The 25,074-nt window shown below is 64.1% G+C and carries 18 protein-coding genes; 2 read left to right on the top strand and 16 right to left on the bottom strand.

Features of this window, described 5'->3' with window-relative positions; all coding sequences use genetic code 11:
• Positions 1-207: 207 nt before the first annotated feature.
• Together AC0L2K_RS13965 and AC0L2K_RS13960 are read left to right on the top strand one after the other, a co-directional pair.
• A complete protein-coding gene (locus AC0L2K_RS13965) occupies positions 208-555 on the top strand; it encodes a hypothetical protein (protein ID WP_128168920.1) in 348 nt (115 codons plus the stop codon).
• A gap of 338 nt (positions 556-893) precedes the next feature.
• Positions 894-1,853 carry a DMT family transporter gene (locus AC0L2K_RS13960; protein ID WP_287173348.1) on the top strand — a complete coding sequence of 320 codons (960 nt, stop codon included), beginning with the start codon at positions 894-896 and terminating at the stop codon, positions 1,851-1,853.
• 23 nt (positions 1,854-1,876) lie between these two features.
• Here the strand turns inward: AC0L2K_RS13960 and AC0L2K_RS13955 are convergent, their stop codons facing one another.
• The 16 genes from AC0L2K_RS13955 to AC0L2K_RS13880 form a co-directional block, all read right to left on the bottom strand.
• Positions 1,877-2,683 carry an ABC transporter permease gene (locus tag AC0L2K_RS13955; RefSeq protein ID WP_027153180.1) on the bottom strand — a complete coding sequence of 269 codons (807 nt, stop codon included), beginning with the start codon at positions 2,681-2,683 and terminating at the stop codon, positions 1,877-1,879.
• The gene (locus AC0L2K_RS13950) at positions 2,680-3,687 is read right to left on the bottom strand and encodes an ATP-binding cassette domain-containing protein (RefSeq protein ID WP_287363661.1); all 1,008 of its coding nucleotides are present in this window, start codon (positions 3,685-3,687) and stop codon (positions 2,680-2,682) included. The genes AC0L2K_RS13955 and AC0L2K_RS13950 overlap by 4 nt, the downstream gene beginning before the upstream one ends.
• Before the next feature lie 182 nt (positions 3,688-3,869).
• Entirely contained in the window at positions 3,870-4,379 is a 510-nt protein-coding gene (locus AC0L2K_RS13945; protein WP_287240443.1) for a superoxide dismutase family protein, read from the bottom strand.
• A gap of 131 nt (positions 4,380-4,510) precedes the next feature.
• Entirely contained in the window at positions 4,511-5,287 is a 777-nt protein-coding gene (locus AC0L2K_RS13940; protein ID WP_287173354.1) for a sulfite exporter TauE/SafE family protein, read from the bottom strand.
• Between the two features lie 183 nt (positions 5,288-5,470).
• Positions 5,471-6,550, bottom strand: coding sequence for an AI-2E family transporter (locus AC0L2K_RS13935; RefSeq protein WP_245277612.1), 1,080 nt, complete (start codon positions 6,548-6,550; stop codon positions 5,471-5,473).
• Between the two features lie 501 nt (positions 6,551-7,051).
• On the bottom strand, positions 7,052-8,563 hold the full coding sequence (gene amaB, locus AC0L2K_RS13930; protein WP_287173356.1) for an L-piperidine-6-carboxylate dehydrogenase: 1,512 nt from the start codon (positions 8,561-8,563) through the stop codon (positions 7,052-7,054).
• A 238-nt stretch (positions 8,564-8,801) separates the two neighbouring features.
• The gene (locus tag AC0L2K_RS13925; protein WP_287240449.1) at positions 8,802-10,076 is read right to left on the bottom strand and encodes an RNA polymerase sigma factor; all 1,275 of its coding nucleotides are present in this window, start codon (positions 10,074-10,076) and stop codon (positions 8,802-8,804) included.
• Positions 10,073-10,447: a YciI family protein gene (locus AC0L2K_RS13920; protein WP_027153193.1), complete on the bottom strand. Its 375-nt coding sequence runs from the start codon at positions 10,445-10,447 to the stop codon at positions 10,073-10,075. Before AC0L2K_RS13920 ends, AC0L2K_RS13925 begins: the two co-directional genes overlap by 4 nt.
• A gap of 115 nt (positions 10,448-10,562) precedes the next feature.
• Positions 10,563-11,669 (bottom strand): DNA topoisomerase IB, encoded by a 1,107-nt coding sequence (locus AC0L2K_RS13915; RefSeq protein ID WP_287363658.1) that lies wholly within the window; start codon positions 11,667-11,669, stop codon positions 10,563-10,565.
• 159 nt (positions 11,670-11,828) lie between these two features.
• Complete coding sequence (locus tag AC0L2K_RS13910) at positions 11,829-12,713, bottom strand: transglutaminase family protein (protein ID WP_091594789.1); 885 nt, start codon at positions 12,711-12,713, stop codon at positions 11,829-11,831.
• 21 nt (positions 12,714-12,734) lie between these two features.
• Entirely contained in the window at positions 12,735-15,140 is a 2,406-nt protein-coding gene (locus AC0L2K_RS13905) for a circularly permuted type 2 ATP-grasp protein (protein ID WP_287173361.1), read from the bottom strand.
• Between the two features lie 6 nt (positions 15,141-15,146).
• Entirely contained in the window at positions 15,147-18,524 is a 3,378-nt protein-coding gene (locus AC0L2K_RS13900) for a transglutaminase family protein (protein ID WP_287240457.1), read from the bottom strand.
• 123 nt (positions 18,525-18,647) lie between these two features.
• Positions 18,648-19,853, bottom strand: coding sequence for an acyl-CoA dehydrogenase (locus AC0L2K_RS13895; protein ID WP_128247106.1), 1,206 nt, complete (start codon positions 19,851-19,853; stop codon positions 18,648-18,650).
• Between the two features lie 290 nt (positions 19,854-20,143).
• Entirely contained in the window at positions 20,144-22,450 is a 2,307-nt protein-coding gene (locus tag AC0L2K_RS13890; protein WP_473531600.1) for a Tex family protein, read from the bottom strand.
• A gap of 204 nt (positions 22,451-22,654) precedes the next feature.
• Positions 22,655-23,836: a serine hydrolase domain-containing protein gene (locus AC0L2K_RS13885; RefSeq protein ID WP_473531599.1), complete on the bottom strand. Its 1,182-nt coding sequence runs from the start codon at positions 23,834-23,836 to the stop codon at positions 22,655-22,657.
• Positions 23,833-25,038, bottom strand: coding sequence for a serine hydrolase domain-containing protein (locus tag AC0L2K_RS13880; RefSeq protein WP_473531598.1), 1,206 nt, complete (start codon positions 25,036-25,038; stop codon positions 23,833-23,835). The genes AC0L2K_RS13885 and AC0L2K_RS13880 overlap by 4 nt, the downstream gene beginning before the upstream one ends.
• Positions 25,039-25,074: the final 36 nt, after the last annotated feature.

Below are 25,074 nucleotides of genomic sequence, written 5' to 3'. Positions count from 1 at the left end.
AACACTCCCCCCCCCCAAATATTTACTTTCACAAAAAAAAAATAATTTGGGGGCCACTTTGTGCGCGCCGGGGGTTGGGGGGGTTGGGGTCTTCGGCCCCCCGCCACGACTCACCCGGCCACAGCCGGCCCATCTCAACCGATCCGGCAGTCGCGCGGCCTCGCGGCCGCACCGGGAAATGTTGCAGGCCGAAACACCGGAGAAACCATGATCATCCGATACGCGCTCTTCGAAGGCGAAATCCATAGCGGCAGGGAAACTGAGTTCCGCCAGTTCGTGAAAGACCGGCTTGTCCCGCTCTGGACGCAGTTTCCCGGAGCCGAGGAAATCCGCATCCTCGACGGAACTATCCGCGACGAAGGCGCCCCGGCCTACGCAATGGCGCTGGCCATCCGCTATCCGGATATGGCGGCCTGCGAATTGGCGCTTCAATCCCCCATCCGGTCCGAAAGCCGCCAAGTTACCGGCGAGCTGCTGAAAATGTTCGCCGGACGCGTTCACCACCACGTGTTCGACGCGAGCGAATACGTGCCGACACGTGCACCTGAAGAATGAGCGGGCCGGTGGTCTGATCGGCTTGGCGTCATGGGACGCCATCTTCTGGTCGACATCGCCCACAAGGATTTTCCGCAGCGGTTTTGAACCGTTTTCGTCGATGTATTGCCAATCAAGCTGGTGAGGCAGCCGCCGCGGACCAGGTCTAAATCGGCGATCCTGTCCGCCTCACGCGCTGCATCGGCACGGATCAGCGCGATGAAGATACGTCGGTATCCGCCACGCGCCGTCATCCAGAGTTGCGCTCAAGCCGCCCACAGGGATTGGTGACATAGCTGACATTGCGGCTCGGCAAGGCGCAGCAATCTTGCTAAGATCGGCGGTGGGAGGAGACGGGCATGCAATCGCTGCCGATAGCCCATCCTGGCGTAGCCAAGACGACGGCCGACGCATCGCTTCCACTCGCCTATTCCACCGCGACGCTCTGCTGGCTCCTGTCCGCCGGCGTCTACATCGCAGCCAAGTGGGTCGCCCCCGAGATGCCGCCTTGGGCGCTGTGCTTCTGGCGGCTGGTGCTCGCCTGCGCGATCCTGCTGCCTATCGTCCATCATCATCATGGGGCGATGCTTGCACTGATCCAGTCCCGGGCGATCGAGGTGCTGGCCATCGGCGCCATCGGGCTGACCCTCTGTCAGGGCATGATCTACACGGGCCTCAATTACACCGACGCGACCACCGCCGGCATTATCATGGCGCTGTCGCCGATCATGACCATGGTGCTTGCCCGCTTCGTGCTCGGCGAGCCCCTCGGCGTCTGGAAGGCACTTGGCGCGCTGCTCGCTCTGGTCGGGATGGTGGTGATCGTGGCGCGCGGCGACCTTGCCTCGCTGATGCGGCTCCAGTTCAATCCCGGCGAGTTGTGGATCGTCGGCAGCGCGTTTTGCTGGGGCCTCTACACCGTGCTGCTGCGTCGCGCCAAATTCGCCATCGAACTGCTGCCGACGGTAGTCCTGCTGCTGGGGGCCGGCGCGCTGGCCGCACTGCCCCTCTATCTCTGGGAGCTGTTTTCCGGCGAGCGTTCGGCGCTGCATGCGAACGGCCTTCTGGCACTCGCCTATGTCGCTGGCCCGGGCGGCGCTCTGATGTATTACCTCTACAACCGCAGTGTCGAGACGCTTGGCGCCGGGCGCGCCAGCATGCTGCTCTATCTGCAGACTGTTTTTGTCGCCGTGCTCGCTTATCTTTTCCTAGGCGAAAGCTTGCACGACTACGACCTCGCCGGCGCCGCCTTTATCGTCGCCGGCCTGCTGCTCGCCACCGCGATCAAGCCGAGGCAGCGCACGGTGCATGTCGCGTAGGGATACCTCTCCCGCTACGCCTCTCACCTTCTGAGATACAGCCATAGTGTCGTCGGCGCCAGGATCGCGGTCAGCGCCACCGGCGCGATCAGGGCGAGGACGACCTGACTGAGTGTCGCCCCGCCACCCATCAACCCGCGCAGCGCCGTCGTCATCAGCGACACCGGATTGACTTCGACGAAGGCCCGCAGCCAGTCCGGCATGGTCCCGGGGTCGACCATGATGTTTGAGGCGAAGACGAGCGGGAACAGGAAGGTAAAGCCGAGCGTCATCACTGTGGTTGGCGTGCGGATCAGCAGGCCGAGCACGATGAATACCCAGCCCATGCCGAACCCGATGGCGATCAGCATGGCAAAGGCGGCAAGCACGCCGAGGATGCCCGCCTCCGGCCGGTAGCCGAGGATCAGCCCGATGATGAGAATGATCGAGGCGGCAATCAAATGGCGCAGGATGTCGCCCACCATCAGACCGGCGAACGGAGAGAGCGACCAGATCGGCAGCGATCGGAAGCGGTCAAACAAGCCCTTGCCGAGGTCGGTCGACAATCCCATGCCCGAATAGACTGCGTTGAACACCACGGTCTGAACCAGGATGCCGGGCAGGAAGAACTGCAGGTATTCGCCAGGCGAACCGGCGAGCGCACCGCCGAAGACGAAGGTGAACAGCAGCGTGAACATGATCGGAGTCATCACCAGGTCGAAGAGTTGCTCCGGCACATGCTTGAATTTCAGCACCGCGCGCCATCCGAAGACCAGCGCGTTGGAAAGGGCTGATGGGGACCTCGGTCGGGCGACCCTTTGCAGCCGCTGCAGGGATGTCGTGTCGATCATGGCTTGTCGTCCTTCCGGCTTTCACCCAGGCTCGGCTGGCCCGTCAGCGCGAAGAAGACCTCCTCAAGGCTGGGTTGGCCCATGGAGAAATCCGACAGTTCGATGCCGGCAGCGACCAGATCGGCGAGCGCCTCGTTGGCGGCCTTCGCCGTGCCGGCAAGGACGGAGAGTTCGGCGCCCTCGGCACTGCGTTGGACAGGGTGCTCCAGCCGGCGTTCCAGGATCGACGCCGCCTGGTCCAGCCGCGCAACATCAGCGAGCGCGACATGGAGAAAACCGGAGCCGGTGGCCGCCTTCAATTCGCGGCTGGTGCCCTCGGCAATCTTCCTGCCGTGGTCGATGACGGCGATGCGTGCCGCGAGTTGATCGGCCTCTTCGAGATATTGCGTGGTGAGCAGGATGGTGACGCCGGCCTCTGCGAGGCCGCGGATCATGCCCCAGACATCCTTGCGGGCGTTCGGATCGAGGCCTGTGGTCGGCTCATCGAGGAACAGCACGCCCGGCGTGACGATCAGCGAGGCGGCTATGTCGAGCCGCCTTCGCATGCCACCCGAATAGTCCCTCACCTGCTTCGTCGCCGCTTCGGACAAGCCGAAAGCCGCGAGCAGGTCGTCCGCGCGGGCTTTCGCGGCGCGACCGCGAAAACCCCAGAGTCGGGCGAGCAGGACGAGGTTCTCCCGGCCCGTCAGGTCCTCGTCGAGCGAAGCGAACTGCCCGGTTATCGCGATTGCCGCACGGACCTCGTGCGGGGCCTGCACGAGATCGTGCCCCATCACGGTCGCGGAGCCGGCGTCGGGGCGCGACAGCGTCGCAAGCATCCGCATCAGCGTTGTCTTGCCGGCGCCGTTCGGACCCAGGATAGCGAAAATAATGCCGCCCGGCACATCGAGGTCGATACCATCGACGGCACGCAGCTTGCCGAAGGTTTTGACCAGGCCGCGGGCGGAAATGGCTGACTGGGCAAGGCCCGTGGCGGGCACACCCATAGGAGAAGTATCGTTCATGCAATCATCCGGCAGTCGCAAATGAAGGCCAGCCTCGGCGCAATGGCTGCGTCGCCAGTTCCTCTGCAGGCGCATGAGCTTACCGTCTGGCTTATCCTCATGCCAGAGGCTCCGACCATCTGCCTGGCCGCCGAACTGTAGCGCCGGTCAGACCATATGTCGGCTACGCCCTTGGGGTTTTCTCACTCGATCACGGCACAGGCCTGACGTTTTCCGGCATCACCGGCAGGCTGGCTTTTGTAGTCGTCCTGCCCACCGTGGATCATCAATGCCTTGCCTCGTATCGCCGTTTCTCCACCATCCAGCTTGACCATGCTGTTGAAAACCTGAGCACGCAAAACGCCGTCGGCGCCGACCCGCTGATTTGGCATATCGCCCGCGTGCGGGCCTTTTCCGGCGAGATATCCATGTTCGGCATTCGTCGGATTGAAGTGTCCACCGGCCGAGTCATGGCCGGTCTGATGATCGCACTTTCCGGTCTCATGAACATGGAACGCAACCAATTCGCCCGCCGGCAGTCCCGTCACCTCCAACTCTATCAGCACACCCTGCGCCGTCTCGGTCAGCGTGGCCGTTCCATTCTTCTCGCCAGCCATGTTGACGAATTCGGCTTTCGCGGTCGCGGCGTCCTGCGCCGCTGCAGGCATCGCGACCGCCAGTGCCAACCCTGCTGTTGCAACCAATTTTCTCATCGACTCGGCCTCCGGTTGTCCAAGGCATCCAAACAACAATGGGGCCTCTTCGTTCCATTTAGGATTTGAGTTTTTGTCTCCGGCACGGCCGTCAGGGAATCGACGCCGACAACTTTTTCGATGTGCCTCAGTTACACCAATTCGAAAAGTTGCGCGGTTTGCCAGCCCGCCAGCAGTATGATGAGAGTGCCAACGAGCCTGAGAAGCGTCTTTTCTGCGATCGACTTCACCATCAATCCGGCCATCGGCGCTGCGATCACCCCGCCAAGGACCAGGCCGGCAACGGCGATCAGATTTTCTGTCAGTTCTCCTGCCTCCGCCCAATGGCCCGTTAACAACGCAAACAGGAAGGTCAGAGACACCGACAACGTTGTAAGGAACTCGGTGGCATTTACCGTACCAATAACGTAGCGGGGCGTTCCGCCAAAACCGAGAAGGCCCGTCGTCACGATGGGTCCCCATCCGCCACCCCCTGCGGCATCGAGAAATCCACCACCAAGTCCAAGCGGAGGTACCACGGCGTCAGGGACCGGCTTGCTTGGTATCCGTCGGAAGGAACGGAACAGGAGCCAACCTCCGACGAGCGCAAGATATGTGGTCACATAAGGCTTCATGATGGCCCCCTCAAACGAGGTGAGCACAAAAGCGCCGAGAACGCCGCCGAGCACGCCAAACGGCATCAGCCGCCAGAAAAGCTTCCAGTCGATATTGCGGTGATAGAGGTGAGCCGAACCCGAGGCCGCCGTGGTAAACAGCTCGGCCGCGTGAACTGAAGCCGAAGCATGTGCAGGAGACACGCCGAACCCCAGTAGTGTTGTCGAGCAAATCACGCCGTAGGCCATGCCGAGAGCGCCGTCCACAGCCTGAGCTAAAAACCCTACGATCGCAAAAAGAAGGAATTCTTGCATTTGGCTCTCCAACAAGGCGCGGATGTACTCGATAAAAGAGGAACCCGCCGCCTACAACGCATGCAATCTTCATGCTTCCACAACTCACCAAACGCCTGGCATCGATAATGGGACGACGAACGGGAAACTGTCCACCCGCACCCTTCGAGCGATACAGCCTTCGACGGCGGCGCGTGGCGGTGCTTACTCACGACCAGTCGCGGCTCTCGACTGCCGTGATGGCTTTGTGTCGCGCTTTGGCGTCAGTTCCGCCCCGGTTTGGTCGTTCAATCGTTTCTTGAGGATGTCAATGAGGCTGACGGTGACCGCGATCACCGCAGGGCCGAGGACAAGCCCGGATGCTCCGAAAAGGACGATGCCCCCGATCGCGCCGATAAAGGCGACCACTGTGTGGAGCCGCAGTCGGCTCCCGACAAGCATCGGATAGAGCAGATTGTCGATGCCGGCGACGACGCCGCCGCCCCAGACGGTCAGGATCGCTGCGCTCGCCCAAGCCCCTTCCAGCGCGAGATAGATCGCTGCCGGCACCCAGACCAGGAATGCGCCAAGCACCGGCACGATGGCAAGAAGCCCCATTACCAGGCCCCAGAAGACCGGAGTCGGCAGGCCGAGCCACCAGAACATCAGACCGCCCAGCGTTCCTTGCACGACGGCGATGAGCACGGTGCCTATCAGGATCGCATGCACCGTCTCGGCAAGGCGGGACAGCAAATATGCCATCTCCGATGCGCGCAGCGGCGACAGACGCTCGATCCCGCGCAGGGCCGGTTCACGGTCCCGCAAGAAATAGAACAGCAGATAGAATGTCAGCACGAACATCACGGCCTGGTTGATCGAGCCGCGCAGCAGCGATGTGCTTTGTCCCGTCAGCCATTGTACAAATGCGGCGACCGTGCCGGCCGGATCGAGTTGGTTCTCGATCCATCCGGCAACCGCCGAAAGCCTGGGATAGCCCGACAGGAAGGCATCTGTGTTCCAGCCCCGGATGACCTCCTCCATGTAGGTGGCGCCGTTTACCGCCTCGCCAACAAGCTGCTGTGCCACGAAGACGAGCGGCAGGCCGACCGCCACCGCCGCGATGCTGACCGACATCAATGCAGCCAGATTTTGATTCCTGAGCCTTTCCTCGACCCGTCGATGAGCCGGATGCAGGACGATTGCCAACACCAGAGCCCAGGTCAATGCGGGCAAAAAAGGCAATGCCAGGCGGTAGCAGATGTACAGACCGATCGCCGTCGCGGCCACGATGCCGATCAATCTCATTTGTCTCATATCGGGCATCTGTTTCAGGTCGGGCATCTCTCGCCGTCTCGCAAACCAAGCGAGACTAGTGGATTCTTTGACGAAATGGCAGCTTCCGTTGCCGCACCCCTACTGCCAAGCCGCTGTCGAGTGTGACGAAAATGGTCGAACATTACGCGCTCAGTGGGCTGTTATGCCGGTGGGCGCCCGTCCGGGCTGCCAGCACCACGGCCTGCCGGGCGTGGATGCTCCGACCTACGGCGGTTTTTACAGCTCGCTCGCGGCAGCGCAGCTTCACAGGGCGGCCAAAAAGAAAAAAGGCCGGACTGTTAAGGTCCGGCCAGGCATGAAGGTTCAAAACCTCCAGAGGGGAACGCGCCGGACGCAATGGGAGGAAAACATCCGACGCAATGCGCATATGGGTCGGCACGGATGACGTTTCAACGACATGGGCTGGGCCACATCAGCCGCCCTATAGAGCCACCCGGGCTCGGTGCTGCCACGAAACGAGCCCTGGCGTTCTCAGTCGATGTCGAAGGACACGCCTTGGGCCAGCGGCAGCGCCTTGGAATAGTTCACCGTGTTGGTGGCGCGCCGCATGTAAGCCTTCCAGGCGTCGGAACCGCTCTCGCGGCCGCCGCCGGTCTCCTTCTCGCCGCCGAAGGCGCCGCCGATCTCGGCCCCCGACGTGCCTATGTTGACGTTGGCGATGCCGCAGTCGGACCCGTCGACGCTGAGGAAGCGCTCGGATTCCTGCAGGTCGCGGGTGAAGATCGACGACGACAGCCCCGCTCCGACCGCATTGTGCTCGTCGAGCACGGCGTCGAAGTCCGAGTATTTCATCACGTAGAGGATCGGCGCGAAGGTCTCTTCCGTCACCGGCGAGACCTGCTTGGGCATCTCGATCAGCGCCGGACGAATGTAATAAGCGTCCGGAAGGCCGTTCTCGACTCGCACGCCGCCGGTGACCTTGCCGTCTTGAGCGGCGGCTTCCTTCAACGCGTTCTGCATGCTGTCGAAGGCTGCCTTGTCGATCAACGGTCCGACCAGCGCTGATGTCTCCAGCGGATTGCCGACAGAGACGCTTTCATAGGCCTTTTTCAGGCGCGGAACGAGTTGGTCGTAGACGCTCTCATGCACGAACAGGCGCCTGAGCGTCGTGCAGCGCTGGCCGGCGGTGCCCATGGCGCCGAAGGCGATGGCGCGCAAGGCCATGTCGAGATCGGCCGTCGGGCAGACGATGCCGGCATTGTTGCCGCCGAGCTCCAGCACGGCGCGGGCAAAGCGCTTCGCCAGCCGTGGACCGACATCCCTGCCCATGCGGGTCGAGCCGGTGGCCGAGACCAGCGGCACATCAGGATGATCGACCAGGATTTCGCCGACGGCGCGATCGCCGATCAGCACCGAAATCAAGCCTTCCGGAGCATCGCCGAAACGTTCAGCCGCACGCTTGAAGATCGCCTCGCAGGCGAGCGCCGTCAGCGGTGTCTTTTCCGACGGCTTCCAAACCACCGCGTCGCCGCAGACCAGCGCCAGCGCGGCGTTCCACGACCACACCGCGACCGGGAAGTTGAAGGCCGAAATCACGCCGACGACGCCCAGCGGGTGCCAGGTTTCCATCATGCGATGACCCGGGCGCTCGGTGGCGATGGTCAGGCCGTACAATTGCCGCGACAGGCCGACGGCGAAATCGCAGATGTCGATCATCTCCTGCACTTCGCCGAGCCCTTCGGACGGGATCTTGCCGACCTCGATCGACACCAGCCGGCCAAGCTCTGCCTTGTGCGCGCGCAGTTCCTCGCCTAGCAGCCGCACCAACTCGCCGCGCTTCGGTGCCGGCACCAGCCGCCATGCCTGGAAGGCTTTATGCGCCCTGTCGATGGTCTCTGCCGCATCGGCCGGTGAGATCGTCTTCAGCGCGGCGATCTGCTCACCCGTCACCGGGCTGCGCACGATGAGATCGCCGCCTGAAAGCGCAGCCTCGGCAACGCCCAGTTTCGCCAGCAGCCCGGCTGTTTCGTTCGCAATCGTCATTTTCTTTCCCTTTCAGATCCCATCGCTCATAATGCATGTCGCCCAAAAGCATGCCCTCGGGCCCGACCCGAGGGTGCGCAGCGGTTTTGGGACAACGACATGCACCCTTGTGCCATGCCGTCCCTGCGCCGATCGGCCCATCAGGCGCTGTCATGGCGTGGCATTACTCGTTTCAGGGAAAAATCGCCACCCCGGCATGGTCTAAGCCAAAGGCAGACCGTTGAACCAGCGAGTCGTCTCAGCGCGCTGTCTGCGCGGTTCCCCGCACGGCGCCTTCCTTCATCAGCCGGTCGATATGCATGCGGATATGGGCGGCCTCGGCGGCCGTATTGGCAAGCGCAATGGCGCGGTCGAAGGCGATGCGCGCCTCCTCACCACGATCGAGCTGCATCAGCAGTCCGCCCTTGAGGCCGAAAAAATGGAAATAGCCGGAAAGCCTTTGTTCCAGCGGCTCGATCATGGCAAGTGCGGCTTCCGGCCCGCGGACCTTGGCGACCGCGACGGCGCGATTCAGCGTCACCACCGGCGACGGCTGCATCTGCTCGAGCAGGCTGTAGAGCAGCTCGATCTCGTTCCAGTCCGTGTCCTCGGGCCTTGCCGCGCGCGCATGCAGGGCGGCGATTGCCGCCTGCACCTGGTAGGGACCGGGCTTGTGGTGGCGTAGCGCTTTGTCGACCAGCGCCAGCCCCTCGTCGATCATCTTGCGGCTCCACAGGCTGCGGTCCTGGTCTTCGAGCAGCACGATTTCGCCGTTCTCGTCGAACCGCGCCGGCGCACGCGCATGCTGAAGCAGCAAGAGCGCCGTCAGGCCCATGATCTCCGGCTCGGTCTGGAACAGCCTGAGCAGCAGCCGGGCCAGCCGGATCGCCTCCTCGCAGAGCGGCGCGCGCGCCGGCGCCTCGCCGCTGTTGGTCGAATAGCCCTCGTTGAAGATCAGGTAGACCATCGCGGCAACCGCGGCGAGCCGCTCGGAGCGCTCGACCGCTCCGGGCGTCTCGAACGGCACGCCGGCATCGGCGATGCGCGCCTTGGCACGTGTGATACGCTGCTCCATCGCGCTTTCACCGACGAGAAAGGCGCGGGCGATCTGCTTGACGCTCAGGCCTGAAACGATGCGCAGCGCCACGGCGATCTGCTGCGTCGCCGGCAGGTCGGGATGACAGCAGATGAACAGCAGCCGCAATATGTCGTCGCGGTAGTGCGCGCCGTCCAGCCGTTCGGCGATATCGGTCTCCGCATCTTCCAGATCGGAGATCTGGTGCTCTTCCGGCAGCGGCGCCTGCTTGGCACGCTTGCGCACCGCGTCGATGCCGCTGTTGCGGCCAACGAAGATCAGCCAGGCTGCCGGATCGCGCGGCGGGCCGTTTGTCGGCCAGTTCTTCAGAGCTCGCAGGCAAGCGTCCTGGAAAGCTTCCTCCGCCGCGTCGAGATCGCGGAAGTAGCGCAACAGCGCGCCCATCGCCTGTGGGCGGGCGGTGCTGATCGCTGTGCTGATCCAGGTAAGGTCGGTCATGCTGAAACCTTGGCGGGATTGAAGAGCGAAACCGGCCGTATCTCGTAGGAGCCGCCGCTCGGGTTCACCTCGGAAAGCTCGCGCGCAAAGTCGACGGCCTCGTCGAGATCGGCGCATTCGAGCGTGTAAAAGCCGAGGAACTGTTCCTTGGTCTCGGCAAACGGGCCATCGATGACGACCGATTCGCCCTTGACCTTTCTCAGCGTTGTCGCTGCGGTCGTCGGCAGCAGCCGCGCCACCGGGCCAAGCCGGCCGGCCCGAGCGTATTTTTCCTGCACGCCCAGGAGTTTTTCCATGACGGCATCGTCCTGTTCCTTGCTCCACGAGCAGACGACGTCTTCGGAGGCATAGCAGAGGATTGCGTAGAGCATGGGTGCGTCCTTTTCTCTGTCAAAGGACGAAACAGTAGGACCGATCCCGACACAACGTCGATAAAAAAATCATGTCCTGCCAGCACAATGAAGGCCTTTGGTTGCTCTGGTCGGTTCAGCTTTCCTGCGCCTTCAGCCATCTCAAAACGACGGCTTCTTCATCATCAAGGCCGGCTATCGATCGCTTCCGCTTGTTCGCATCCGCCATTTCGCCGAGCAGCCGACCTTCGGACCAGGCTTCGAAAACCTGTGGGTGGATATAACAGCTGCGGCAGATGGCGCGCGTGTTGCCCAGCCGCTCGGCCACCTTGTCGATGACGCCGTTCATCACCCGCTTCTGTTGTGCCTGGCTTTCGGGTCGTTCGGTTTGCGCAAACAGCGACGCAGCATGGATGGTGCCGCCCCAGGTTCGGAAATGCTTCGAGCTGAAATCGGCCCCCACCGTCTCCCTGATATAGCGGTTGACGTCGTCGGAGCGGATTGGTCGCCTGCTTCCGTCCTCGTCGAGATACTGGAACAGCTTCTGGCCCGGCAGATCCTGCGCCCCGCGCACAACCCTGGCGATCCGGCGATCGACGAGCTTCAGCTTCCATTCCTTGCCGGACTTGCCCTTGAAAGCGAAACGCAGGCTCGAGCCATTGATGTCGACATGGCGGTCGCGCAGCGTGGTCAGCCCAAAGCTGTTGTTGTCGCGGGCGTAGGCAGCATTGCCGACGCGGATCATCGTGTTGTCGAGCAGCCAGACCACAGCGGCGACAACGCGTTCCAGCGGCAGGCCGTGACGGCGCAGATCGGCGTCGATCTGGCGTCGCAGTTCAGGCAGGCTCTCTGCAAAGGCAACCAGGCTCGAATATTTGACGCCGTCGCGCTCCTCGGCCCATTGCGGATGATAGCGATATTGCTTGCGTCCGCGCTGGTCTCGGCCGGTCGCCTGGATGTGACCGTCAGCAACGGGCGAAATCCACACATCCGTCCACGCCGGTGGGATGGCGAGCGCCTTGATGCGGGCCATGGTGTTCTCGTCGACGCCCTGCCCGTCAGGTCCTTTGTATGAAAATCCCCTGCCGGTCCTGAAACGGCGGATACCGGGCTCGGAATCGGTGACATAGGTGAGCGAGGCTCGATCGGCCGAGGCCTCTCCGCCATTCTTCGGCGCCCCGTTTTTTGGTGCACCCTCCTTGGCAGCCGACCGGCCAGTCGACGATCCGGATTTGTCCAGCATGTCCTCTCCACGAGAAATTTTCCCGTAGATAAGCGCAGGAACGGCTGCTGGTTCCGCGTGTGGCTTTCAGAATGATGTCAGCGCACCGCATGTGCGTTCGACGGGCCGTCTCTCTGTCTACCTTCGGCGCCTACAAATCGATTGCGGCCTCGCTTGCCGTCATGCCTTTTCCAGCACAACCGGAATGACGTCGACAGCCTGCTCGCCGACCTGGCCGCCCGTCGTCTTCAGGACGCCGACGATCGGCGCTACATCCGAATAGTCGCGGCCGTGGCCAACGGTGATGTGGTCATTGCTTGCCCGCATGCCGTTGGTTGGATCGAATTCCTGCCATCCGGTGTCGCGCCCGCACCACACCTTGACCCAGGCATGCATGGCGTCGGCCCCTTCCAGTCGCGGTTTTCCGGGCGGCGGAATGGTGCGCAGGAAGCCGCTGACATAGCCGGCGGGGATACCGAGGCCGCGCAGGCCGGCGATCATGATGTGCGAAAAATCCTGGCAGACGCCCCGCTTCAAGCTGAAAGCATCGCTCGCCCGGGTCTGCACCGTGGTCGCCTCGCCATCGTAGGTGAAATCGCGATGAATGCGGTTGCACAGGTCCATGGCGGTACCGACGACAGAACTGCCGGCACTGCTCCGCGCATACCCTGTGATATCAGCGTCAATGCCGACATGGTCGCTGGCGGCCAGAAAGTGATGCGGTGTATCAGGCGACAGCGACCGCACCGCTTCGAGTTGGCTCCGCAGCCGGCGAATGTCGGGCGACACGTCAAGCCCGGGTTCCGGCCGCGAGACGGCGACGCGCGCGCTCATCCTGATGTCGAGCGCATCATGGGCATCGCGAAAGGCGATCGACGTGACATTGTTGCCGAAGAAATCGGAAAAGTCGGAGCGTTCGCTCGGCGCCGGCGCGAAGGACAGCGAAGCGGCGATCACCCGCTGCACGCCCGATATCGTCGGCGGCAGCACGCGCACCTGATGGCGGCCGCCGCCGGCTGCAGCATCATAGTCGTAACGCAGATTGAGTCTGATGTCGTAGAGCATGCCAGCCTCCGGGTCTCGTCCTTAGCCGAAATAGGCCTTGGCGAGGCTGTTGTAGAGGCCGCCGATCTCGGTGGCGAGATCGTCCAGTGCCTTCGCCGTCATGTCCGAGGGCTCCTTGATGGCGATTGCCGTATTGAGCTGCAGTATCTCTTTCGCCGCCGGCGACATATGCCCCTCGCCACCGACAGCAGGCAACAGCGCGATCTCGGCCTTCAGCCGCTCGAGCTGGAACAGGATGGAGCGCGGGTTGAGCGGATCGAGCACCAAGAGGTCGATCACCGTGCGCCTGCCGGCCTGCACCGGATACTGCCGCCGGTGGGTCATCACGCTGTCGCCGATCTCCAGCATCATGTCGAGCGCGCCTTCGGGCGCCGCAGCCCCGGTCAGCCGGGCCAGCGTGCGGGCGATCTGGATGCCGCGTTCCAACCGCCGGCCGATCTCCAGGAAGCGCCAGCCGGTGAAGCGATACATGTTCTCATGCAGCAGGCCGGAAAACCCGGCGAGCTTGCGCAGGATGACCGTCATCGCCCGCGTCCCATCATCGCCAGGCGCCACCGTTGTCGCGAATTGATGGATGGTCTTCGACAGATCCTTCAGCGCCAGCCAACCGTCGGGCGAGAAGCGGTCGCGGATCTGTCCGGCGCTGTAGACGGCGCTGTCCAGCGTGCCGATCAGCCCCGGCGGGATCGCCGTGGCGACGTCGATGCCGAACGGTTCGAGATGGTCTCTGATATCGGCAAGCAAAGGCATGTCCGGGTCGGAGGCCTCGGCCAGCCGCACGTGATAGGCGCGCAGGATGCGCACCGTGCCTTCCGATCGCTCGATATAACGGCCGAGCCAAGTCAGGTTCTCCGCCGCGCGGCTGGGCAGGCTGCCTGGCGAGGTGCGGATGAAGCTGTCGTGCTCCTGCGGCAGCAGCGTCTCGCGCTCCACCGGCCTGTCGCTGACCACCCATACATCCGCAGCCTGGCCGCCGCGCTGCATGGCGATTGCGGTCGGGTCGAGCGAAAAGCCGACGCGGGCAAAACCGCCGGGCATCACCGTCCAGCCTTCCGGCGTTCGCGCCAGATAGACGCGCAGGGCTGCCGGCCGCGGCTCAAGCCAGCCGCCGACATAGACCGGCGTGGTCGAAAGCGTCACTGCTTCCTGTCCGACGAAGGCGCCCCCGTCGCGTTCGATCCGGGCTATCAGTTCGGCCCGTTCCCCGGCAACCAGCGCCGAGCCCAGCCTGGTGCAATCGTCATCCTCGAAGGCAAGCCGCGTCGACAGCGCCGGACCGATCACCATGCGGTCGAGGTTGGCCAGCACATGGTCACGGTCCGCGTCCCGCCCGCACCACCATGTCGCGACGCTCGGCAAGAGAAGCTCCTCGCTCCGCAATTCGCGCGAAATTTTTGGCAGGAAGGCGAACAGCGCCCGCGTTTCCATCAGCCCGGAGCCGAGCGCGTTGACGGCTGAGACAGCTCCCCGGCGGATCGCCTCGACCAGCCCTGGCGTGCCGATCTGCGAATCCGGCCTCAGCTCCAGCGGATCGGCGAAGGCGGCGTCGAGCCGCCGCCACAGCACGCTGACCGGCATCAGCCCGGAAACCGTGCGCACCATCAATCGACCGCCGGAGACGGTCAGATCCTCGCCTTCGAGCAGCATGATGCCGAGATAGCGGGCGATATAGGCATGCTCGTAATAAGTTTCGTTGAGTGGCCCCGGCGTCAGGATGGCGACACGGCCGCCCGATCCCTTGGCCATGCCGTTAAGCGCGTCGCGAAAGCGACGGAAGAAGCCGGCAAGGCGGTGCACATGCATCTCGCCATAGATGTCGGACAGCGCACGCGTTGTGGCGACGCGGTTTTCCAGCGCAAAGCCGGCACCTGACGGCGCCTGCGTGCGGTCGCCCAGCACCCACCAGCGGCCATCCGGTCCACGGCCGAGTTCGAACGCGCAGAAGTGCAGGAAATGGCCGCTGGCCGGTCTGGTGCCGACGACGGGGCGCAAATATTCCGGGCTGGCCGCGATCAGCCCCGCCGGCAGGATGCCTTTCTCGACCAGGCGGTTCGGCCCGTAGATATCGGCAATCGTTTCCTCGAACAGCTCGGCCCGCTGGACCAGGCCGGCACTGATCGCGGCCCATTCCTGCTCCTCTATCAGGAGAGGCACATGCGCCAGCGGCCATTCGCGCTCATTGGCGCCGGCCTGATCGTAGAGACGGTAATAGACGCCGGCGTCGCGCAGATACTGGTCGGCGCGGGCGAAGCGCTGGGCAAGCTTTTCAGGCCCCAGATCTTCCAGCGCCTCGATGAACTCCTTCCAGACCGGACGGGGATTGCCTGATGCATCGACCATCTCGTCGACGACGCCGTCGATCGGCTGGTAGTGCTCCAGCAGGTTATGCGGCCTGCCGCGTATTTCCTGGTGATTCCCCTTTGCCATGGCTGATCAGAGTCTTGCAGGCCGCCGCAGGTCAAGGGTCATCGGGAAATCCTCAGAGGCTTGTTCGCCGCGCAGCACGTAGGCGGACGGCGTATGGCCGCGCGGCTCGAAGCGGGCGAGCCGCCGCGCCTCCGCTTCGTTGCCGTTGACCGGGAAAGTGTCGTAGCTGCGCCCGCCGGGATGCGCGACATGGTAGACGCAGCCGCCGACCGCCCGGCCCGACCAGCGATCATAGATGTCGAAGACCAGCGGCGTGTTGACCGGCAGTGCTGGATGCAGCCCCGATGACGGCTGCCAGGCCTTGAAGCGGACGCCGGCCACCGCGATCTCTCTGGAGTCGGTCACCTTCATCGGCACGATGCGGCCGTTGCAGACGACCGCATGACGTTCCGGATTGAGCCCTTCGGTCTTCACCTGCAGCCGCTCGACCGAGGAATCGACGAAGCGCACGGTGCCGCCGATGGCGCCCTGCTCGCCCATGACATGCCACGGCTCCAGCGCCTGCCGCAGCTCCAGCTTGATGCCGGCATGCTGGACTTCGCCGCAGAAAGGAAAGCGGAATTCGAGCTGCGCATCGAACCATTCGGGACGGAACTCGAAGCCGTTCAGCTTGAGATCGTCAAGCACGTCGAGAAAGTCAGCCCATACATAATGCGGCAGCATGAAACGGTCATGCAGTGACGTGCCCCAGCGCACGAAGCGGCCATCGAGCGGGTTCTTCCATGCGCGGGCGATGATGGCGCGCACCAGCAACTGCTGCGCCAGGCTCATGCGCGCATTGGGCGGCATCTCGAAGCCGCGGAACTCGACCAACCCCAGCCGGCCGGTCGGGCCGTCGGGCGAAAACAGCTTGTCGATGCAGATTTCCGAACGGTGGGTGTTCCCAGTCACGTCGGTCAACAGGTTACGGAACAGCCGGTCGACCAGCCACGGCAACGGGGCGCTGCCACTGTCCGGATGCGGCACCTGCGCCATGGCGATCTCAAGCTCGTACAGCGAATCGTGGCGCGCCTCGTCGAAACGCGGCGCCTGGCTGGTCGGGCCGATGAACAGGCCTGAGAACAGATAGGACAGCGACGGACGGCGCTGCCATTGCAGGACAAGGCTTTTCAGCAAATCGGGGCGGCGCAGGAACGGACTGTCGTTGGGTGTCGCGCCGCCGACGACGACATGGTTGCCGCCGCCGGTGCCGGTATGACGGCCGTCGATCATGAACTTGTCGGCGCCGAGCCGCGTCTGCCGCGCCTCCTCGTAGATCGCTGTGGTCGTCGCCACGCAGTCCTGCCAGTTTGCAGCCGGATGGATGTTCACCTCGATGACGCCGGGATCCGGAGCCACGCGGATGACGTTGAGGCGCGGATCGTGCGGCGGGCCATAGCCCTCGATATGCACCGGCAGGCCGATAACCTTTGCCGCATTCTCGGCCGCCGCGACCAGTTCGAGATAGTCCTCCAGCGCCTCGACCGGCGGCATGAATACACAAAGCCGTCCGTCGCGCGGCTCGACCGACAGCGCGGTGCGCACCGCGCCACCGATCTCGGTAATCTCCTGTTCGACACGGTCCTGCTGGCCGGTCGCTGCGGTGAAGGACGCCGCCTGCTGGCGGCGCGCCATTTCGTCAGCGCCTTCAAGTTCGGCCGGGGCAGCCTCCGGCAAAGAAGCGGCTTCAGGCAAAATAGCCTCGCGCGCCGGCAATGGTCCGCGCGGCAGCGAAGGATCGACCGGCACGATGTAGGGGAACTGCGCCGGCGGCACATGGGGAAGCGTGCCGAGCGGCAGGCGGTAGCCGACCGGTGAATCGCCCGGCACCAGGAACAGCCTGCCGCGCCGCGTCTTCCACTTCTCCGAACGCCAGCGCGGTCCCGACGCCTGGCTGTTCCAGCGCTGGACAGGCAGTACATAGCCCGAAGGCTTGGTCAGGCCGCGTTCGAACACCCGCGCCATGCGGCTGCGCTCCTCGGGGTCGTCCAGCTTCGAATTGGACGGATCGACATTCTCTGGCAGCTTGCCTTCCTTGAGCAGCCACTCAGCCGGGTCCTCATAGGCTTCGCTGACCATGGTGTTGTCGATGCCGAGTTCATCGGCAATCGCCGTCAGCAGGCTTTCAGCCTGCTTCGGCCCGACATCTGCTTCGCTGTTCTCCCGCGCGATCAGCGACGGGTCGCTCCACACCGGCTCGCCGTCGGCGCGCCAGTACAGCGAGAAGGTCCAGCGCGGCAGGCTTTCGCCCGGATACCACTTGCCCTGCCCGTAGTGCAGGAAGCCGCCGGGCGCGAAACGCTCACGCAGCCGGCGGATCAGCGCATCGGCCTTTTCGCGTTTTGTCGGGCCGACGGCGGCGGTGTTCCACTCCTCCGCCTCGAAATCATCGATCGACACGAAGGTCGGCTCGCCACCCATGGTCAGCCGCACGTCCCCGGCTTCGAGTGCGGCGTCGACCTGCCTGCCCAATGCGTCAAGCGCCTGCCAGCTTTCGTCCGAGAATGGCTTGGTGATGCGGGGGTGCTCGGCGATGCGGTCGACCCGCATGTCGAAGCCGAACTCGACATTGGCGAAGCTCGCCATGCCGGAAATAGGCGCGGCGTTGCGGAAATGCGGCGTGGCCGCCAACGGCACATGGCTTTCGCCGGTGAGCAGGCCGGAGGTCGGGTCGAAGCCGATCCAGCCGGCCCCCGGCAGATAGACCTCGCACCAGGCATGAAGATCGGTGAAGTCGACGGCGGTGCCGGGCGGACCGTCAAGCGCGACGAGGTCGGGCTTCAACTGGATCAGGTAGCCGGAAACGAAGCGCGCGGCGATGCCGAGGTTCCTCAGGATCTGTACCAGCAGCCAACTCGTATCGCGGCACGAGCCTTTCTTGGCGGCCAGCGTTTCCTCCGGCGAAAAAACACCGGTTTCCATGCGCACGATATAGGCGACCTCGCGCTGCAGGCGGGCATTGAGGTCGACGACGAAATTGACGGTATTGGTTGGGTGGCGATCGATGGTTTGCAGGAACGCCGACAGCAGCGGTCCAGCCGGTTCCGGCGTCCGGTAGATGGCGAGATCGTCGCTGATCTCTTCCGGGTATTCGAACGGCAAGGTCTCGGCCGCCGGCTCGACGAAAAAATCGAATGGGTTGTAGACCGTCATGTCGGCGACGAGGTCGACCTCGATCTTCAGTTCCGTCACCGGTTCCGGAAACACGAAGCGCGCGAGGAAATTGCCGTAGGGATCCTGCTGCAGATTGACGAAGTGGTTCGCCGGCCCGACCTTCAACGAATGGCTGAGCACCTTGGTGCGGGAATGCGGCGCCGGCTGCAGCCTGATGACCTGCGGGCCGAGGACGACCGGCCGGTCATATTTGTAATGGGTCAGGTGGTAGACGGCTGCCAGAATTGCCATGGGACCCCGAAAGTCGGCGTTTCAAACGAACTCGCCGAACCCTGACACAAATGCTGGCCATTCTCCAAGCAGAGATGTTGCGGTGCAACTAATTTAAGCAGCGTTGCTGGCCTCGGGGCCGGCTTAGAAAAACGCCTGCAATCCGGTCTGCGCCCGTCCGAGGATCAGCGCATGCACGTCATGCGTGCCCTCATAGGTGTTGACCGTTTCCAGGTTCTGCGCATGGCGCATGACGTGGTAGCCGATCTGGATGCCGTTGCCGCCATGCATGTCGCGGGCCTGGCGGGCGATGTCGAGCGCCTTGCCGCAATTGTTGCGCTTGACGATCGAGATCATCTCCGGCGCCATCTTGCCCTCATCCATCAGCCGCCCGACCCGCAAGCTGCCCTGCAGCCCCAGCGCGATCTCGGTTTGCATGTCGGCGAGCTTCTTCTGGAACAGCTGCGTGCCGGCCAGCGGCTTGCCGAACTGCTTGCGGTCAAGGCCATATTGGCGGGCCCGGTGCCAGCAATCTTCCGCCGCGCCCATCGCCCCCCAGGAAATGCCGTAGCGCGCCCGGTTGAGGCAGCCGAACGGCCCCTTCAGGCCCGACACGTCAGGCAGCAGCGCGTCCTCACCGACCTCGACGCCTTCCATCACCACTTCGCCGGTGATCGACGCGCGGAGACTGAGTTTGCCGTCGATCTTTGGCGCCGACAGCCCCTTCATGCCTTTTTCCAGCACGAAGCCGCGAATCTCATTGTCCTGCGCGCCCCCACTCTTGTCGGACAACTTTGCCCAGACGACAAACACGTCGGCGATCGGGGCGTTGGAGATCCACATTTTCGAGCCCGAGATCCTGTAGCCGTTCGCCGTCTTCTCAGCGCGCGTCTTCATGCCGCCAGGGTCGGAACCAGCATCCGGCTCGGTCAGCCCGAAGCAGCCGATCCATTCGCCTGACGCCAGCTTCGGCAGGTATTTTTTGCGTTGCGCCTCCGAGCCATAGGCATGGATCGGATACATCACCAGCGACGACTGCACACTCATCATCGAGCGATAGCCCGAATCGATGCGCTCGACTTCGCGCGCCACCAAGCCATAGGTGACGTAGTTGGCGCCGAGCCCGCCATATTCTTCCGGAATGGTGATGCCGAGCAGACCCGCCTCGCCCATCTCGCGAAAGATCCCGGCATCGGTCTTTTCCTCGAGATAGGCTTCCTCGATCCTCGGAGCGAGCTTGTCGGCGGCGAATGCCGCTGCGCCATCGCGCACCATCCGCTCGTCTTCCGACAGCTGGTCCTCGATCAGGAAAGGATCATCCCAGACGAATGCGTTCTTGTCGGCGGCCATGGCTCTCGCTCTCCAGATCACGGAAGTGCGCGGCTTATCGGCTTCCGGCTCGAAAAAATCAAACGAAATTGCTTTGGCAACCGATGAGCATTGGCGCTGCCCCTCATTGCCCTGCCGGCACCTTCTCCCCGTATAGTGACGGGGAGAAAGACGCCTTCGCATAGCATTTCGCCAATCTGCAGCGCTGCAGAAAGGCGCCGACGTTGCGGCCAGCCCCCTTCTCCCCGTCACTATACGGGGAGAAGGTGCCGGCAGGCGGATGAGGGGCAGCGCCGACAGCGCAGTATCAGCTACTTACGCTTCAACGCATCGGCCAACGCGGCGCCGAACGCGCCTTGTTGCACCGGCCGCTCCGGCTGGCGCTGCGGCGCCGGCGCTCGCGGCACCGGTCTGTTGCCATTGTCGCGGGGCTTCGGTGTACCGCCGTCACCATCCCTGCGCATCGACAGGCCGATGCGCTTGCGCTTGATGTCAATGTCGACGACGCGCACCTTGACCACGTCGCCGGCTTTTACCACCTCATGCGCATCCTTGACGAAACGGTCGGCCAGTTGCGAGACATGCACCAGGCCGTCCTGATGCACGCCGATATCGACGAAGGCGCCGAAAGCGGCGACATTGGTGACAGTGCCTTCCAGCAGCATGCCTGGCTTCAAATCCTTGATGTCGTCGACGCCGTCGGCGAAGGTGGCGGTCTTGAAGCCGGGGCGCGGATCGCGGCCGGGCTTTTCCAGTTCCGCCAGGATGTCTCGCACCGTCGGCAGGCCGAACCGCTCATCGACGAAGACATGCGGATCGAGCGCCTTGAGAGCGGCACTGTCGCCCATCAGCGAGCGGAGGTCACGTCCGCAGGCCGCAACGATCTTTTTCGCCACGCCATAGGCTTCCGGATGCACGGCCGAGGCATCGAGCGGTTCGGTGCCGTTGGCAATGCGCAGGAAGCCGGCGCATTGCTCGAAGGCGCGGGGTCCAAGGCGCGAGACCTTCAACAGGTCACGTCGGCTGGCGAAGGGACCCGCCGCGTCACGGTGCGCAATGATCGCCTCGGCCAGCGATGCGCCAAGACCCGAAACCCGCGCCAAAAGCGGCGCCGAGGCGGTGTTGAGGTCGACGCCGACGGCATTGACCGCGTCCTCGACCACCGCTTCCAGCGAGCGGCCGAGCCGGTACTGGTCGACGTCGTGCTGGTATTGGCCGACGCCGATCGACTTCGGCTCGATCTTGACCAGTTCGGCCAGCGGATCCTGCAGCCGCCGCGCGATCGACACCGCGCCGCGCAGCGACACGTCGAGGCCGGGGAATTCCGCCGCTGCTGTTGCCGAGGCGGAATAGACCGAGGCGCCCGCCTCGCTGACGATCACCTTGAGCGGCTTCGGCCCGGACTCGGCAGGCATGTCGGCCAGCATGTCTGCGACCAGCCTTTCCGTCTCGCGGCTGCCGGTGCCGTTGCCGATGGAAATCAACTCGACCTTGTGCAGGCGGATGAGTTCTGCCAGTTCGGCCTGCGTGCCGCGCACGTCATTCCTTGGCGGAAACGGATAGACCGTCGTCGTCGCCAGCAGCTTGCCGGTGCCGTCCACCACCGCCACCTTGACGCCGGTGCGGATGCCGGGGTCGAGCCCCATCGTGGCGCGCGAGCCGGCCGGGGCAGCGAGCAGCAAGTCCTTCAGATTGCGGGCGAAGACATGGATCGCCTCCTCCTCGGCCCGCTCGCGCAGATCCCGCATCAAATCGAGCGTCAGATGCAGCGACAGCTTTACGCGCCAGGTCCAGCCCGCCACCTCCATCAGCCAGCGGTCGCCCGGCAACTGGCGGCCGATGGCGTAGGCATCGGCGATCATCCGCTCGACCGGCTTCACCGGCGACGCGTCGTCGGCATCGACTTCGATATCAAGCGACAGCACCTCTTCGTTGCGGCCGCGCAGCATCGCCAGGGCGCGATGGCTCGGCACATTGGCCCAGCGCTCGACATGGTCGAAATAGTCGGAGAATTTCGCGCCGGCTTCCTGCTTGCCGTCGACGACGCGCGACCGCATGAAGGCGCGTTCCTTCATGTAGCTCCGCAGCCTGCCGACCAGATCGGCATTCTCGGCGAACTGCTCGGACAGGATGTCGCGCGCGCCCTCGAGCGCCGCCTTGGCGTCGGCCACCTCTTCAGTGATGTAGGCCAGCGCCAGTTCGCTGGGCGCCGCCGCGCGGTCGGCAAGGATGACCTCGGCCAGCGGTCCCAGCCCACGCTCGCGCGCGATCTCGGCCTTGGTCCGGCGCTTCGGCTTGTAGGGCAGATAGATGTCTTCGAGTTCCGCCTTGGTGACGGCCGCAGCGATCTTGGTTTCAAGCTCTTCGGTCAGCTTGCCCTGGTCGCGAATCGAACCGAGAATGGTGTCGCGGCGCGCATCGAGCTCGCGCAGATAGGCTAGGCGCTCGGCCAGCAGGCGCAGCTGCGTGTCGTCCAGACCGCCGGTGACCTCCTTGCGGTAGCGCGCCACGAACGGCACCGTCGCGCCTTCGTCCAGCAGTCCGATCGCCGCCGCGGCCTGTTCGGGCCGGGCCGTGATCTCGGCTGCGATGATTGCTGCGATGCGCTCGGATGCCATGTCGTTCCTGCTGCCCTGTCGAAAAGAGCGGCGACCATAGGCGCAGAGCGTCGCCCCGCCAACCTCGCTCTTTTCGACCGATCAAGAGTTCCACAGGAAAGCACGTTGGAAATTCGCATGGCAGAATGCGCCCACGCCTGGATTTGCCCGTGCCCTTCAGACGTGCGCGCTGCCCCTCATTGCCAGTCGGATACGATTGCCCTGCTAGACCATCCGGCTCAGCGCATCGAAGAAGGTGACCATATCGACATCGAGCGGCTCGTCGACCGGCTCAGGCTGCGACGACATCTTGGCGATAACCACCTCCGCCTTGGGATCGACGTAGAGCCACTGGCCGTGGATGCCGATACCGCAAAAAGCGCCGCTGGCCGCGCCGGTCTGGTACCATTTGTTGCGGTAGCGGCCTTGCGGGAAGAGGAACGCCATCGCGCCACGCTGCCAGGCGTCCGTGTCTCCGCCTGTGCTTACAGTGTCGCGCACCCAGGCTTCCGGCACGATGCGGCGGCCATGGGCGATGCCGCCCTGCCGCATCATCTCGCCGACCCGGGCCAGATCGCGCGGCGTCACCGAAATGCCGCCGGCCGTGCGCGCAGTGCCGGCCATATCGACTGTCACCGAGGCTTCGCTCATTGCACCAAGCGGCAGCCACAATTTCTCGTGCATCAACTCGGCGAAGCGCTGGCCGGACGCGCGCTCGAGCAGGATGCCGAGCAGGTCGGAATTGGGCGAGCGGTAGCGGAACGTCCGGCCATGCGGCTCGGCAAGGCGCTGCAGCGTCAGGATGAAGTCGGCCAGGCTTTCCATGCCGCCGCCCGGATTCCACAGCGTCGCGCGGCGATAGCGGGCAAAGGCGCTTTCCGGATCGAGATAGGCTTCTTCGAAGTCGAGGCTGACGCTCATGTCGAGCACATGCCGCACGCTGGCATCGCCATAGGCCGAGCCGGCAGCTTCCGGCAGATAGCGGGTCACCGGCGCCTGGGGATCGAAAACCCCCTCGCCCTCCAATATGCCGGCCAGAATGCCGGTCAGCGACTTGCTGATCGAGAAGATGATGTGGCGCGCGCCGAACTCCATATGCGGTGCGAACCAGTCGCCGACGAATTTGCCGGCTTTCGTGATCGTCAGCGCGTCGGTGTCGGAGCGCGCGAGAAAGGCCGCAACAGTCTCGGCGCCGCCGGTCAGCGCGATTTTTTCGTCAAGCAGCCCATCAAGATCCTGTGCCGGCGCCTCACTGCCGCTTGACGCTGCAGCGACACGTGCGCTCGGCACCAACTCGCCGACATTCTGGAACGACCACCGGCTGAACGGGCTTTCGCGCCAGTTGCCGAGCAGCACCTTGTTGCGGGCAAAGCCATGTCTGGTCCCGAACGCGGTCTTGCCGGTCATGGCGTGTTCCTCAACGCGGCGGCGATCGCGTGGACGGCTTTCATCGTCGCCACCGAAAAGGCGATGCTGGTGAAATCCGCGTAGCTCGAAAGCTTCACCACGACCATTCTCGTGTTCCAGTCGATATGGATCAGCTGCCCGAACACGCCCCGGCACATCAGCGCGCGCGAACGCGGGTCCTCGATCCAGAACTGGTTGCGGTAGCTGCCTTGCGGCAGGCTGGGATTGAAGTCCGGTCCATGCCTGCCGGTGCGCGTCGCCTCGATCCAGTCGGCCGGCACGACGCCGCCGCCATTGTCGAGGATCAGCTGGCCGAAACGGCCATAGTCGCGCAGCGTGGCGTTGAAGCCGCCATCGGCGATGGCGTAGCCGGCACTGTCGACGGTGAAGCAGGCGCTTTCATCCGCGCCGAGCTTTTGCCAGAGTTCTTCCGAAACCAGTTGCGCCAGCCGCTTGCCGGTCACCCGTTCCATGATGAAGGCGAGCACGTCGGTCTCTATCGAACGATATTCGAACGCAGCGCCATGCGGCCGGCTTGTCTTCTTGAGCCGCAGGATCAATTCGAACATATGCGATGGCCACTCGAAGGCCGGGTCGCTGTCCGGCGGCACCGGTTTCCAGCCGCTGGCGACATCGACCTGACCGATATCGGAATAGCGGTCGGTGTATTCCTCGGAAAAACGCACGCCGGACGTCATGTCGAGCACATGCTGCACGCTGGCGCCGGCCCAGCCGGTAGCTTCCAGCTCCGGCAGATAGGTCGTCACCGGCATGGCGGGATCGATCAGGCCGCGCCCGGCGAGTATGCCGAACACCGAGCCCGTGACCGACTTGGCCATCGACTGCGACAAATGCAGCGTGCGCTCGGTCATGCCGTTGCAATAGCGCTCATAGGCGATCTTGCCATCCTTGAGCACGAGGAACCCATCCGTATAGGTTTCGTCCAGCAGCCCGGCCAGCGTCGAAGGCTGCCCCGTGCTGCCGCCCACCGGCAGCGCGTCGAGATCGACGTCGGCGCGCTCGAGCCGGCGGCGATGGCCATTGCCGCGCCAGACTTCGACGGTCGGCAGGATTTCGCGGATGTGCTGGAACGCCCACCGGTTCCAGGGTCCCCTATCCCAGTCGAGCTTCGGCGGCACCATCTTGGGCGGCGACCCCTGCATGATCGGCGGCCGCGGATCGGAGTTGCGGTAAGAAGTCATGAGATGCGTCCCGGCAATATGAAAACGGACCCGGCG

The organism is Mesorhizobium sp. WSM4817 (assembly GCF_055811135.1).
Note: the sequence above shows the minus strand (reverse complement) of the source record. Positions and strands in the feature narration are given on the sequence as shown.

Excerpts from the sequence above, each read along its gene's own strand:
- AC0L2K_RS13950 (WP_287363661.1), bottom strand. The coding sequence starts at position 3,687 with ATGAACGATACTTCTCCTATGGGTGTGCCCGCCACGGGCCTTGCCCAG.
- AC0L2K_RS13880 (WP_473531598.1), bottom strand. The coding sequence starts at position 25,038 with ATGACTTCTTACCGCAACTCCGATCCGCGGCCGCCGATCATGCAGGGG.
- AC0L2K_RS13915 (WP_287363658.1), bottom strand. The coding sequence starts at position 11,669 with ATGCTGGACAAATCCGGATCGTCGACTGGCCGGTCGGCTGCCAAGGAG.
- AC0L2K_RS13935 (WP_245277612.1), bottom strand. The coding sequence starts at position 6,550 with ATGAGATTGATCGGCATCGTGGCCGCGACGGCGATCGGTCTGTACATC.
- AC0L2K_RS13925 (WP_287240449.1), bottom strand. The coding sequence starts at position 10,076 with ATGACCGACCTTACCTGGATCAGCACAGCGATCAGCACCGCCCGCCCA.
- AC0L2K_RS13900 (WP_287240457.1), bottom strand. The coding sequence starts at position 18,524 with ATGGCAATTCTGGCAGCCGTCTACCACCTGACCCATTACAAATATGAC.
- AC0L2K_RS13955 (WP_027153180.1), bottom strand. The coding sequence starts at position 2,683 with ATGATCGACACGACATCCCTGCAGCGGCTGCAAAGGGTCGCCCGACCG.
- amaB (WP_287173356.1), bottom strand. The coding sequence starts at position 8,563 with ATGACGATTGCGAACGAAACAGCCGGGCTGCTGGCGAAACTGGGCGTT.
- AC0L2K_RS13905 (WP_287173361.1), bottom strand. The coding sequence starts at position 15,140 with ATGGCAAAGGGGAATCACCAGGAAATACGCGGCAGGCCGCATAACCTG.
- AC0L2K_RS13920 (WP_027153193.1), bottom strand. The coding sequence starts at position 10,447 with ATGCTCTACGCAATCCTCTGCTATGCCTCCGAAGACGTCGTCTGCTCG.
- AC0L2K_RS13945 (WP_287240443.1), bottom strand. The coding sequence starts at position 4,379 with ATGAGAAAATTGGTTGCAACAGCAGGGTTGGCACTGGCGGTCGCGATG.
- AC0L2K_RS13940 (WP_287173354.1), bottom strand. The coding sequence starts at position 5,287 with ATGCAAGAATTCCTTCTTTTTGCGATCGTAGGGTTTTTAGCTCAGGCT.
- AC0L2K_RS13965 (WP_128168920.1), top strand. The coding sequence starts at position 208 with ATGATCATCCGATACGCGCTCTTCGAAGGCGAAATCCATAGCGGCAGG.
- AC0L2K_RS13885 (WP_473531599.1), bottom strand. The coding sequence starts at position 23,836 with ATGACCGGCAAGACCGCGTTCGGGACCAGACATGGCTTTGCCCGCAAC.
- AC0L2K_RS13895 (WP_128247106.1), bottom strand. The coding sequence starts at position 19,853 with ATGGCCGCCGACAAGAACGCATTCGTCTGGGATGATCCTTTCCTGATC.
- AC0L2K_RS13960 (WP_287173348.1), top strand. The coding sequence starts at position 894 with ATGCAATCGCTGCCGATAGCCCATCCTGGCGTAGCCAAGACGACGGCC.
- AC0L2K_RS13890 (WP_473531600.1), bottom strand. The coding sequence starts at position 22,450 with ATGGCATCCGAGCGCATCGCAGCAATCATCGCAGCCGAGATCACGGCC.
- AC0L2K_RS13910 (WP_091594789.1), bottom strand. The coding sequence starts at position 12,713 with ATGCTCTACGACATCAGACTCAATCTGCGTTACGACTATGATGCTGCA.